This is a genomic window from Lysinibacillus sp. NPDC056959, from assembly GCF_042674095.1.
GTDB lineage: Bacteria > Bacillota > Bacilli > Bacillales_A > Planococcaceae > Lysinibacillus > Lysinibacillus zambalensis.
This window is the reverse complement of sequence record NZ_JBHURE010000013.1, coordinates 106,759-119,737: the sequence shown is the minus strand read 5'-3', so window position 1 is coordinate 119,737 and position 12,979 is coordinate 106,759. Positions and strand designations below refer to the sequence as shown.

Genomic DNA, 12,979 nt, shown 5'->3' with positions numbered 1-12,979 from the left:
TGAGCCAGGATCAAACTCTCCATAAAAAGAAATTTGATAAGCTCAAATTGTTTTGCTGGCATCATGTTTGATGTCCAAAATTTTGTTTCGTTCACAAACTCAAGGTTAGTTACTAAAAACTTTATTGATTACGTTTTGCTTGTTCAGTTTTCAAGGTTCATTTTGTCACCGTTGTTTTTCAGCGACTTCTTTATATTAACATTTAACTCAATTCATGTCAACAACTTTTTTCGAAAGTTTTTTTCGTTCGTTGAGTTTTTTATTATGTCTTAGCGACAATTAATATAATACAATATAAATTAATTAAAAGTCAATAACTTTTTTATAAAAAATATCGAGGTATTTTTCATACCTCGAAAACTAGCATACTACAGTCCTTGCTCCATTTCTAGAGCTTCTTTATTTACCTTATAATGACGGTGGAATATCATTTCACTTTTCGCAACGATCGGTTCAATTTGAATATAACCTTTGTCCACTAGATACTCTACAAATACTTCTAAATCTACTGAGTAATTCATGAGCTCACCATGATCATGCAATTCCTGAATAGTCCAAGTATCCTTTGTTTGCATGACTTCTAAAATATGCTGAGCGCCGTCTCGAGTACGTGAATGTATTAAAAACTCACTCGCTAAAAACAATAGCTCTAATCGTTTCTCTATTGGCTCAGTACTTGTAACGAGCTCCTCGTACAATTTATAAATCGCTGGTTCTATTTTTTTCACCTGTGCCCAAACAGTTACTTCAGGATAAAGTCCACTATCAATAATGGATAAACGACCTAAATGATGTAACGAATCTACTACATGATTATAAGCATCAAGATAGCTACCTTTATCAAAGTATTCTTTTCCTTCTAAATAACGACGAATTAATTTTGAAAATTGAATGCCTGTTTTGATTTTACGACCACTAAACGGAAACTCCTGTAATTCAATTTTTAATTTATGAAGAAATTCATTACGATCAAATAATACTCTTCCAAAGAAAATCCAATCGACCACTTTTTTATTCGAGCCAATAAGCAACCATTTTCGTATTATTTTCTCGGTAACCGTATGTAAAGCTACTTTATTTCCTTCATATAGGTAGTGTTTCGTAAAGACTGGCTGTTCTGCTTCTTTTACGATAATAAGTAAGATTGTATCAAATGTATCTGTAACATTACTTTGTTCCTCTCGTTTTTCCACTAAAATAACGCCTAGTGTATTCGACTGACTTGCACGTTCCTGATATATTGGACGTAAAACTTGTTCCATGTTCAGTCCCCCTCTATTTGCTTGTAACCTTTTATCTTCATTCAGTTGATGTCACGGATTTACACCGGACTCAATTACGCCAAGGCGAGATTGATTTCGTTAAAATTTCGACATACTCTAAAAGTATTCCTTCTTTCCACGTTATCAAAGCTAAAATACTTTGTTCTTATATGTTATAGTAGATTTTAGATTGGGAGGCAAGATGATAAATGAAACCTTACAAAAGTAAAATTAATAAAATCCGTTCATTCGCATTAGCACTTATTTTTATCGGCTTTGTAGTTATGTATGGGGGAATCTTCTTTAAAAACAATCCTATTCTAGTCTTAATTTTCATGACACTTGGTGTACTTTGTATTATTGGTAGTACAGTCGTTTATGCATGGATTGGACTGCTCTCAACACGAGCCGTGCAAGTCGAATGCCCTAATTGCCATAAGCACACAAAAGTATTAGGCCGTGTAGATATGTGTATGTACTGCAATGAACCATTAACACTGGATCCAACTCTAGAAGGAAAAAAGTTCGACCAATCTTATAATAAAACAAAAAATTCCTAGCCCTCATAGAAGAGCTAGGATTTTTTTATTGTACTTTTGCAGATACATCTTTACACGATGGACAAGTGCCGTAAATTTCTAAACGATGCGCATGCACATCAAAGCCTGTTACTTGTGATGCAAAATGTTCAATTTCGTCGAGACCAGGATAATGGAAATCAACTATTTTCCCACAGCATTCACAAATCATATGATAATGATCGTTTGTAACGAAATCAAAGCGGCTTGAAGCATCACCGAAAGTTAGCTCTTTTACTAGACCAACTTCACGAAATACGCGAAGGTTATTATAGACAGTCGCTACACTCATATTCGGGAATTTCCCTTCAAGTGCTTTATAAATTTCATCGGCAGTTGGATGTGCCATTGTTTGAATTAAATATTCCAAAATAGCATGACGCTGAGGAGTAATACGAACACCAGTTGTTTTCAACGTGTCAAGTGCATCCTGTAAATGCATTTCAGACATCGTCATGCACCTCTTCCATAAAGATTATTAATTGATAATAGTTATAATTAGTGTATCCAATTTAACTTACTTCTGTCAACATTCATACACATTTCAGTTTTGTTGCTTCAATAACCTCTTGATAAATCCAGCCTATTTTCTACATCTGTTTCACCACGTAACCACTTCTCTAAATTCGGCTTAAAAATCGCTAAGCTACGTTCAACATAGCGAGATGAGTGACTTGAAATATGCGGAGACACAATGACATTCGGCAAAGTCCATATTGGATGATCTGCAGCTAAAGGCTCTTGTTCAAATACATCTAAAACAGCGTAACCAATTTCACCTGTTTGAATGGCATGCATCAAAACAGTCTCTTCTACTAAGTTCCCACGACCAAAATTCATAAAAATGGCTTCATTTTTCATCGCTTTAAAATAGTCTGCTTTCAATAAATGTGTCGTCTCTTCTGTTTTAGGTAAAACTGAAATGACAATATCAGCATTAGGTAAAGCTTCGGCTAATTGATCAAAACTCACCATTTCATTCATATATGCCGCTTCATCCCCTGAACGGTTACAGCCAATTGTCGCAACACCAAAAGCTTGCAATAAGCGACCTACTTCCGAGCCAATAGCTCCAGGCCCCAAAATAAGTGCTGTGCTATCTCGCAACTCGGTTTGTTTCGCTTTTTTTGACCACTCATTTTTCTTCTGCTGTTCATACACCCATGGTAGTGCGCGCTTAATCGCTAAAATATGAGCAAGCATTGATTCTGCCATTGGCGTTTTATGAATGCCACGCACATTCGAAACTACTATTCCTCGGTCAATAATGGCTTGAGCTGGCATTTTTTCGATCCCCGCTGAAGCTACAAAAATCCATTTAACCTTTGTCGCATACTGAATATTTTCATCATTTAAATCTTCACCATATGTCACAAGTACATCCGCTTCTTGTAGCTCATTATTTGATAAACCATTTTCAAAAACAAAATCCACTTGTGGAAATTCTGCTACTAGTGGCTCACGTAAATCTGGTCTTGGTTCAAACGTAAAATAAATTCTCATTGCTTCGCCTCCCATTCTGCTAAATATGTATATACTTCTTCAATATGATTTTTTACACGTACTTTACGCCAAGCCTTTATCAAATTTCCTTCTGTATCAATTAAAAATGTTGAACGTTCAATCCCCATATATTCACGTCCATACATCTTCTTCAGCACCCAAACTCCATATGCCTCTGCCACTGCATGATCCTCATCCACTAATAGTGAAAATGGTAATCCATGTTTATCTATAAATTTGATATGCCTTTTAGCTTCGTCAGGACTAATACCAAGCACAACTGCATTTAATTTACTAAAATCCTCATGCTTATCACGGAAGTCACAAGCCTCCGTAGTACAACCTGGTGTCATATCTTTAGGATAAAAATATAAAATAACATTTTGTCCTTTAAAATCCGCTAACTTTACTACTTCTTCTTTTTCATTCATAAGGGAAAAATCCGGTGCTTTTTTACCTTCTATTAAAGCCATATCAATCTCCTCCTCTGTACGCTTTATTTTACTCTAAATAGCAAAACAAATCATATCCCTTAATTTCTTTGGATTTCTTGCACTGATAGGTCTACAATAGATGAAGTATAAAGATTTAGGAGGCAATATATATGAATCACACAAAATCTGAAGCAGTACACGCAGAAGCGCTACAGCATATCGTTGGTGGTGTAAATAGCCCTTCTCGTTCTTATAAAGCAGTCGGCGGAGGTTCACCTGTTGCTATGGCTCGTGGGAAAGGTGCTTATTTTTGGGATGTTGATGGCAACCGTTATATCGACTATCTAGCAGCTTACGGTCCTATTGTTACTGGTCACGGTCACCCACATATCGCAAAGGCTATTACACACGCAGCTGAAAATGGTACTTTATTTGGGACTCCAACTGAATACGAGGTTACTTTTGCTAAGATGCTTAAAGAAGCAATGCCATCTATGGATAAAGTGCGCTTTAATAACTCTGGTACAGAAGCTGTCATGACAACAATTCGTGTAGCACGTGCTTATACTGGCCGTACGAAAGTTATGAAATTTGCTGGATGCTACCATGGTCACTTTGACTTAGTATTAGTAGCTGCTGGTTCTGGTCCTGCGACATTAGGTACTCCAGACTCAGCAGGTGTTACAACTTCAACAGCCGAAGAAGTAATTACAGTACCATTTAACAATCCTGAAGCATTTACAGAAGCAATGGATAAATGGGGCGATCAAATCGCAGCCATTTTAATAGAGCCTATCGTTGGGAACTTCGGTATTGTAGAGCCTAACCCTGGCTTCTTAGAATTAGTGCATGCTACAGCGAAGGAAAAAGGTGCCTTAACTATTTACGATGAAGTTATTACTGCTTTCCGCTTCCACTACGGCGGTGCCCAAAACTTGTTAGGCTTAACACCTGACTTAACAGCGCTAGGCAAAGTAATCGGCGGTGGTTTACCAATCGGTGCATACGGCGGCCGCAAAGAAATTATGGATACAGTTGCTCCACTTGGACCAGCCTATCAAGCGGGTACAATGGCAGGAAACCCTGCCTCTATGCAAGCTGGTATTGCCTGTCTAGAAGTATTACAAACTCCAGGTATTTATGATGAAATGGATCGTCTTGGAGCTATTTTAGAGGAAGGTATCCTGACTGCAGCAAAAAAACACGATGTAACAATTACTGTTAATCGCCTTAAAGGTGCTCTTACTATTTACTTTACAGATGTGAAAGTAGAAAACTATGAGCAGGCTGAAAACTCAAACGGTGAAATCTTTGGACGCTTCTTTAAATTAATGCTTGAACAAGGCATTAATTTAGCACCATCAAAATATGAAGCATGGTTCTTAACAACAGAGCATACAGAAGCTGATATTGTTGAAACAATCAAAGCTGTAGATATTGCATTTTCACAATTGTAATTGTAAAGGCTAAACGCCTAGTGAGTAACGCAATTTATAATAGCATCTAGATTATCTAACTTTTAAAGACGACTCCCATGCGAGTCGTCTTTTTCTTTAAATGGACATACAAATCTATGTATTTTATGAGCACTTCCTTCTATAATGTAAAGAAGCATTAATTATGCAGCCTAAGTCCCTCTATTTCAGCGGATGTCTTTTGTACCGAAAGCGTAGCGACAGGTACAGATGTTTGAACACCTGCTGAAAAGCAACTAAGTCTTTATTTATCTATCCACCTATTGAGGTGGGAGACTTCAAGTAGTTAAAATTTTAGACAGAAAGGACATCCATTTTCTATGAAATTAGGTGCCCGTGTATTTAAAACTGGTGTTGCCATCGTGTTTGCACTATTTATCGCTGAGTTACTAGAGCTTCCTTCACCTGTTTTTGCAGGAATTGCAGCAATCTTTGCGATTCAGCCATCTATTTATCGCTCCTATCAAACAATTGTGGAGCAAGTACAAGCCAATATTATAGGAGCTACCATCGCGGTCATTTTTGGCCTACTTTTTAGTCACCATGTAGTAGCAATCGGCATTGCAGTCATTGTTGCTATCGGTATTATGTTGAAATTCAAACTTGAAAAGTCGTTATCTCTAGCACTTGTTACTGTTGTAGCTATTATGGAGATTCAAGGAGATGACTTTCTTACATTTGGTCTTATTCGCTTTCTTACCATATTAGTTGGGGTATTAGCAGCATTTGTTGTCAATTTGTTCTTCCTACCACCCAAATATGAAGTAAAGCTATTCCGTAAGATTTACTTTTTACAAGATGATATTATTCGATGGACGCGACTTGCTGTTCGTCAAGCATCTGAGCATACTTCTACTAAAGAAGCATTAAGCAAATTTAAGTCTCGTATGCAACGTGTTGATACACTGTATGATTTTTATAAGGAAGAGCGTAATTACTTTAAAAATAAAAAATTTGTAAAAGGACGTAAATTAGTTGTGTATCGTCAAATGATCACAACGTCGAAGAAAAGTTTAGAGCTTCTTCATCGTCTTCATAATCATGAAAACGAATTAGCACAGCTCCCGACACAATTCCATTTAATGATTCAAGAGCGGCTTGATTTTCTGCTAACTTACCATGAGCAGCTACTGTTAAAATACACAGGGAAATTAAAGCCCGAACATTCGGAGTGGAGTAAAAACATCGATTATGTTCAACGAAACGAGTTAATGGAAATATTCATCAAGCAGATCAGTTATGCGCATGACGAAGGCGATACAGAATTTTCGAGCTATCACTTGCTTTATATTTTATCGCGTATTTTAGATTACGAAGAAAACCTAGAGCATTTGGATACGCTCATTGTGTCGTATCAAACTCATCATGGTCATGAAATCAATGTGGAATTTGAAGAGGAATTTGTTTAACTTCTTTCAGCAGATGTCTTTTGACCGAAAGCAAAGCGACAGGTACAAGTGTTTTTGTAGGGAAAGGAAGCGTCAGCTACAGAAGTTAAAGCCTCCGGCGGATGTCACGGAATCGGAAATGATTTCTCAGGGGATGTTAGCCTAGAACCATCGCATCCATGCGATAACGGCTAACTGACCTGCATCGGTAAAAGCGCCACGTCCTGTGGCATTACCGAAATGACCGACATCGTGTCGGCCCTCGTGCAGGCCTAAGCACAAAGTCAATTCCGGACACAATTATGCCGAGGCATAATTGATTAGCTAAAATAAGCGAAGAGTTGGCATGATGTCCATCTCTTCGCCCTTTTTTATTAGCTTTTCATTTTCGGATCAAGCGCATCACGTAGGCCATCACCCATGAGATTAAAACCGAGAACCGTTAACATAATAGCTAAACCTGGGAAAATCATCGTCCACGGCGCCTTTAATAAATAGATACGGGAATCCGCTAGCATTTTACCCCATTCTGGCGCTGGTGCTTGAGCTCCTAATCCAAGGAAGCCTAATGCCGCCGCTTCAATTATCGCTGTCGCTATCGCTAGCGTTCCTTGTACGATGATTGGCGTCATCGAGTTTGGCAAAATATGCGAGAACAAAATTCGCGAGTCACGCATTCCAATCGCCTTTGCTGCTACGATATACTCCTCTTCTTTAACACTCAATACTTTCGATCGAATTAAGCGCCCAAAATTCGGTACGTTAATAATAGCAATGGCAATCAGTGCATTTTGTAATGATGGTCCAAGTACTGCTACTACCGCAATCGCTAGTAAAATACTAGGGAATGCTAACAAAATATCGAAAATACGCGAGATTATCGTATCAACCCATCTTCCATAATACCCCGCAATAATGCCAAGGAAACTACCTACAATAACAGAAAGAATAACCGATAAAAAGCCTACTTTCAAAGAAATTTGGGCTCCATGAATAACTCTAGAGAAAATATCCCGTCCGAAGTCATCCGTTCCAAACCAATGCTCACTTGATGGTGCTAATAAACGCATCGAAAGGTTTTGTTCATTCATTCCTTCAGGAGCAATCTGTGGACCAAATATAGCAAGAAAAATAAAAAATAGTACAATACCTGCACCTACCAGGGAGATTTTACTCTTTTTAAAGCTACGCCAGCCTTCTCTCCAAGGACCTGCCGCTCGTTCACGTCTTGGTGCTGCTTCTGTTTTTACATCCATGGCTCCAGTCATTATTGCTTCTCCCCCTATTTGTATTTAATCCGCGGATCAATCACTGTATACAGTAAATCCACAATTAAGTTAATCATGATAAAAATAAAAGCAATTACTAAAATACCTGATTGAATAACAGGATAGTCACGGAAGCCAATGGCATCATATATATAACGACCAATTCCAGGCCAGCTGAAAATTGTCTCTGTTAAAATAGCACCACCTAGTAGCAATCCTGTTTGCAACCCTATGACAGTTAACACTGGGATAACTGCATTTTTCAATGCATGCTTATAAACAACAATAAACATTTTTTGCCCTTTTGCTCTAGCGGTGCGTACATAGTCAGAGCGCATTACTTCAAGCATAGACGACCTAGTCATTCTTGCAATAATTGCCATCGGAATTGTCGCAAGAGCCATGCCTGGTAATACTAATCGTTTTACTACTTCAGTAAATTGATCAAAGCGGCCTTGTATGAGCGTATCTAGTAAATAAAAATGAGTAATGGCGGTTATTGGATCTCGCACATCTTCTCGCCCAGATGTCGGGAACCAGCCAAGCTGATTACTGAAAGCCCATTGTTCCATTAAACCGAGCCAGAAAACCGGTACAGACACCCCGACTAAAGCAACTACCATTGCCACATAATCGAACCAAGAATTTTGGAACCACGCAGAAATAATGCCTGCATTCACACCAACAATCACTGCAATAATCATGGCAAACAGCGCTAGCTCAGCTGTTGCCGCTAAATACGGGAAAATTTCCTCTGATACGGGTAATTTAGTACGTAATGATACTCCTAGATCCCCCTGAAAAATGCCACCTAAATAACTAAAATATTGTGTATACCACGGCTTATTTAATCCTAAACTTGCGTTTAACGCTTCGACCGCTTCTTTCGTTGCCTGCTGCCCTAAAATTACTTGTGCTGGATTACCAGGAATTGCACGAATTAACATGAAGACGATGAAAGTCATTCCAAGCAAAACTGGGATTAGTTGAGATAATCGTTTCCCCATATAGTGAAGCATTTTTTTCACCCCTCTGTTATTTTCATAATATACTTTTGCACGAAAAGCATTGAGGTCTTTACACATACTGTAGAAAGGGTCAGCTTTCACCAACAAAAGAATCCGCTAGATTTCTACGGCTTACCCGCAGAAAGCAAGCAGATTCTTTAAAATTTCTTCTCTTCTTAAATTAAAACCTGTTGGGATAGCCGTTTAAACCTACTTCACATCTACTGTATCTAAGCGGTCAGAACCTGTCGGATGTGCAACATAGTTTGTAACTTTAGTATTAGCAGCTAAAATTGGCGTAGAGTGAGCAAGCGGAACCCATGGTGCATCTTTAGAGATAATCACTTGCGCTTGCTTGTAAAGGTCATTACGCTTGTCCTCATCCATTTCAGTTTGTGCTGCAACAAATAATTCGTGAACTTCTTTGTTGTCATAGAATGTATAGTTGTTAGAATGAATATTATCTCCGTCTAATAAAGTGTAAAGGAAGTTATCTGCATCCCCGTTATCACCTGTCCAACCAAGTAAGAACGCATCTGCCTCTCCATTTTCCGCCTTTTCTAAATACGTAGCCCATTCAAACGTTACAATCTTAGATTTCATACCAACATCTGCTAAATTCTTCTGAATAGCTTCTGCAATTTTTTGACCGTCAGGCATGTACGGACGTGGTACAGGCATTGCCCATAGCTCGATTTCTTTACCATCATAGCCAGCTTCAGCTAATAATGCTTTTGCTTTTTCTGGATCATAGTCATAGCCTTCAACCTCATCGTTGTAGCCTGCAATTATTGAAGGCATCGGATTTTTTGCTGTCTCGCCTAAGCCTTCATAAAATGCATCTACTAATGCTTGCTTATCGATTGCATGATTTACTGCTTGACGAACCTTTACATTATCGAACGGTGGACGAGTTACTGTTAATCCAAGATAACCAACATTCATAGACGGACGTTCGATTAATTGTAAATCTGCATTTGATTCGATTGAAGCTTTATCAGATGGACTTAAGCCATCAACTACATCAACCTCAGCGTTAGTTAATGCATTGAATCGTGCGGAGTTATCTGGAATAGAACGGAAAATAACTTTATCTAATTTCGGCAAATCTGCAATACGGTAATCAGGGTTTTTCTCAATAGTGATAGAATCATTTCGTTTCCACTCTACAAATTTAAATGGACCAGTACCTACTGGATGATCTTTAAGTGCCTCATCATCCTTTTCAAATGCTGTTGGTGAAGCAATAGCAAATGGTGACATCGCTAAGTTTTTCAAGAATGGTGCTTGTGGCTGAGCTAGTTTAAATATAACTTTATAATCCCCATCAGCAGTGATCGACTCAATTACTGACTTTTCATTTACCGTAAATTGAGAAGCGTAATATGGGAATTTATCAGCACCACCAGCTTTCCAGCGCTCAAAATTTTTCACGACTGCTTCAGCATTAAAGTCAGTACCGTCATGGAACTTAACCCCTTCTTCAAGTTGCATAGTATACGTTAACCCATCTTCTGAAGATTCCCAAGATTTTGCTAGCCCTGGGTGCAGCGTTACATCGTTCTCTCCAAAGTTAATTAGAGTCTCATAGATATTAACGGTAACTTTAAACGATTCACCTTCTGTTACTGTCGCTGGATCAAGTGCAGTAGAATCGCCACCACGACCATATACTAATGTTTTTGGTTCACTACTGCTAGTTGAGTCACCACCACTTGATGTATCTTTACTACCCGTATCCTTAGAATCTGAACCGCCACAAGCAGCTAAGATTGTCGAGAGAACAAGGATAAGCATTACACCCAAAGTCCAAAGCTTTTTTTTCTTCATTCGATTTCCCCCTAAGTTTTTTTATATCATTGAATGTTGGTTTGCATCGTAAAGATGACAAGCAACATAATGACCCGGTTTCACCTCTTGCATTTTCGGAACTACTTGAGAACATTCTTCTTTTTTAAATGGACATCTCGTATGGAAAGTGCAACCACTTGGTGGATTCGAAGCACTCGGAATATCTCCAGAAATAACAACCTGTTCACGTTCAAACGTAGGATCTGGAACAGGTACCGAGGATAGCAACGCCTGTGTATACGGGTGAAGTGGCTCAGCATATAAATCTTCGCTTGCTGTCATCTCCACTAATTTCCCTAAATACATCACACCTACACGATTACTAATATGGCGTACAACCCCTAAATCATGGGAGATAAAAATATAAGTTAGCTTTAAATCCTTTTGTAGGTTTTGCAATAAATTCAATACTTGAGCCTGTATAGATACATCAAGAGCAGAGACAGGCTCGTCCGCAATAATCAAGCGCGGATTCGTCATCAGTGCACGGGCAATGCCGATACGCTGCCTTTGACCACCACTAAATTGGTGTGGATACCGTTTCACATGATATTCATTTAACCCAACAATTTCGAGAAGCTCTAACACTTTCTTCTTCCGTTCTTTTGCATTGCCCATCCCATGAACAATAAGAGGCTCCTCCAATATCTTCCCAATATTATGTCTAGGATTAAGAGAGGCATAAGGATCTTGGAAAATCATTTGAATATCTCTACGGGCTTTGCGCATTTCATTATTCGATAATTCAGAAATCACCTTTCCTGCGAATTCAATTTTGCCCTCAGTTGGCTCAAGCAATCGCATTAAAAGTCGACCAGTCGTTGATTTACCACACCCGGACTCACCTACAATACCTAATGTTTCTCCTTCAAAAACTTCAAAGGAAACATCATCTACTGCCTTTACGTCCCCAACTTGTTTATTAAGGACCCCCTTCCGAATGGGGAAGTATTTTTTTAAACCATCAACTTTCAATAAAGTTTTCGACATGTTGCTCCACCTCCTGTTTCTCTAGTAAAAAGCATCTTGATTTATGCTGCTCTCCTGCTTCATATAAAGGTGGCGTTTCTTGTACACAGCGTTCCATCGCAAATTCGCAACGTGCTGCAAAACGGCAGCCTACCTGAATACTTCCGGGTTTTGGTACACTGCCTGGTATAGAGTAAAGGTTGTCCTTCTTATAACGCATATCTGGTACAGACTTAATAAGTCCTTGTGTATAAGGGTGCTTCGGATTAACGAATATCTCCTGAATAGGCGCCTCCTCAACTATCTGACCTGCATACATCACAATCACTCGCTCGCATGTTTCTGCCACAACGCCTAAATCATGCGTAATTAATAAAACAGCTGTATTTAAACGTTTATTTAAATCTTTCATCAGCTGCAAGATTTGAGCTTGAATCGTAACGTCTAGCGCAGTAGTCGGCTCGTCAGCAATCAGCACCTTCGGATCACAGACAAGCGCCATCGCAATCATGACCCGTTGTCGCATTCCCCCAGATAGCTGATGTGGATAATCTTTTAATAATTCCTTAGCACGAGGTAAACCTACAAGCTTCATAATTTCAACTGCCCTTGCAAAGGCTTCTTTTTTCGACCATTTTGGATTATGGATTAAAATCGCTTCTTTTAGCTGATCCCCAATTGTAAACAAAGGATTCAAGGATGTCATAGGTTCTTGGAAAATCATCGCCACATCTTTCCCACGAACTTTCTGCATTTGTTTATCAGATAATGTTATGAGGTCTTTGCCATCTAACCGTATTTCTCCCCCGGTTATTTTTCCAGGCGGTGACGGTATTAACCCCATAATGGACAGGGATGTAACACTTTTTCCACTTCCCGATTCCCCTACTATCCCTAATATTTCTCCCTCATGAACAGAAAAATCAATATTATCTACGGCAGGAATTTGTCCATCATCTGTAAAAAAGGTTGTCTTTAAGCCTTTTATTTCTAGCAGCTTTTTTCTCATGATCAATCTCCCATCCAACCCATATTTTTACTTAATTACATTAACTATCACTAAATTCCCTATTTTCAGATAATTCTAACCAAAAAACATTACTCTTTCAATCATAATTATTCTGCAATTAACATAGATTTTCTACATCATTCGAGTTTCGTATTAATAATGTCTTATTAATCAATAACATTTTATAAATAAGACAAAAAAATAGCCTTCCATTTATGTTAAATAGAAGGCTATT

General features: G+C 38.5%; 12 protein-coding genes. 3 read left to right on the top strand and 9 right to left on the bottom strand.

Annotated elements, in window-relative coordinates:
* Positions 1 to 368: 368 nt before the first annotated feature.
* Entirely contained in the window at positions 369 to 1,262 is an 894-nt protein-coding gene (locus ACFTQ7_RS15590) for a nucleotidyltransferase-like protein (protein WP_079564329.1), read from the bottom strand.
* 209 nt (positions 1,263 to 1,471) lie between these two features.
* Between ACFTQ7_RS15590 and ACFTQ7_RS15585 the strand changes: the two genes are divergently transcribed.
* Complete coding sequence (locus tag ACFTQ7_RS15585; protein ID WP_386829844.1) at positions 1,472 to 1,822, top strand: YgzB family protein; 351 nt, start codon at positions 1,472 to 1,474, stop codon at positions 1,820 to 1,822.
* A 25-nt stretch (positions 1,823 to 1,847) separates the two neighbouring features.
* Here the strand turns inward: ACFTQ7_RS15585 and perR are convergent, their stop codons facing one another.
* The 3 genes from perR to bcp all read right to left on the bottom strand — a co-directional run bounded on the left by perR (position 1,848) and on the right by bcp (position 3,816).
* Complete coding sequence (perR, locus tag ACFTQ7_RS15580; RefSeq protein WP_139377005.1) at positions 1,848 to 2,291, bottom strand: peroxide-responsive transcriptional repressor PerR; 444 nt, start codon at positions 2,289 to 2,291, stop codon at positions 1,848 to 1,850.
* A gap of 107 nt (positions 2,292 to 2,398) precedes the next feature.
* Entirely contained in the window at positions 2,399 to 3,343 is a 945-nt protein-coding gene (locus ACFTQ7_RS15575) for a D-2-hydroxyacid dehydrogenase (protein WP_386829843.1), read from the bottom strand.
* Positions 3,340 to 3,816 carry a thioredoxin-dependent thiol peroxidase gene (bcp, locus tag ACFTQ7_RS15570; protein WP_349661105.1) on the bottom strand — a complete coding sequence of 159 codons (477 nt, stop codon included), beginning with the start codon at positions 3,814 to 3,816 and terminating at the stop codon, positions 3,340 to 3,342. The genes ACFTQ7_RS15575 and bcp overlap by 4 nt, the downstream gene beginning before the upstream one ends.
* Before the next feature lie 131 nt (positions 3,817 to 3,947).
* Here bcp and ACFTQ7_RS15565 point away from each other — a divergent pair, with 131 nt between their 5' ends.
* Together ACFTQ7_RS15565 and ACFTQ7_RS15560 are read left to right on the top strand one after the other, a co-directional pair.
* Positions 3,948 to 5,234, top strand: a complete 1,287-nt coding sequence (locus ACFTQ7_RS15565) for a glutamate-1-semialdehyde 2,1-aminomutase (protein ID WP_386829842.1) — start codon at positions 3,948 to 3,950, stop codon at positions 5,232 to 5,234.
* Between the two features lie 338 nt (positions 5,235 to 5,572).
* Positions 5,573 to 6,661: an FUSC family protein gene (locus tag ACFTQ7_RS15560; RefSeq protein WP_197143532.1), complete on the top strand. Its 1,089-nt coding sequence runs from the start codon at positions 5,573 to 5,575 to the stop codon at positions 6,659 to 6,661.
* Between the two features lie 353 nt (positions 6,662 to 7,014).
* Here the strand turns inward: ACFTQ7_RS15560 and nikC are convergent, their stop codons facing one another.
* From nikC to ACFTQ7_RS15535, 5 genes are all read right to left on the bottom strand, one after another.
* Positions 7,015 to 7,908, bottom strand: coding sequence for a nickel transporter permease (gene nikC, locus ACFTQ7_RS15555; protein WP_386829841.1), 894 nt, complete (start codon positions 7,906 to 7,908; stop codon positions 7,015 to 7,017).
* A 14-nt stretch (positions 7,909 to 7,922) separates the two neighbouring features.
* Entirely contained in the window at positions 7,923 to 8,927 is a 1,005-nt protein-coding gene (locus tag ACFTQ7_RS15550) for an ABC transporter permease (RefSeq protein ID WP_349661102.1), read from the bottom strand.
* Between the two features lie 198 nt (positions 8,928 to 9,125).
* Positions 9,126 to 10,745, bottom strand: a complete 1,620-nt coding sequence (locus tag ACFTQ7_RS15545) for an ABC transporter substrate-binding protein (RefSeq protein WP_386829840.1) — start codon at positions 10,743 to 10,745, stop codon at positions 9,126 to 9,128.
* Positions 10,746 to 10,766: 21 nt separating this feature from the next.
* Positions 10,767 to 11,756 (bottom strand): ABC transporter ATP-binding protein, encoded by a 990-nt coding sequence (locus ACFTQ7_RS15540; protein ID WP_349661100.1) that lies wholly within the window; start codon positions 11,754 to 11,756, stop codon positions 10,767 to 10,769.
* Positions 11,731 to 12,744 (bottom strand): ABC transporter ATP-binding protein, encoded by a 1,014-nt coding sequence (locus tag ACFTQ7_RS15535; RefSeq protein ID WP_386829839.1) that lies wholly within the window; start codon positions 12,742 to 12,744, stop codon positions 11,731 to 11,733. The genes ACFTQ7_RS15540 and ACFTQ7_RS15535 overlap by 26 nt, the downstream gene beginning before the upstream one ends.
* Between the last annotated feature and the right edge of the window lie 235 nt (positions 12,745 to 12,979).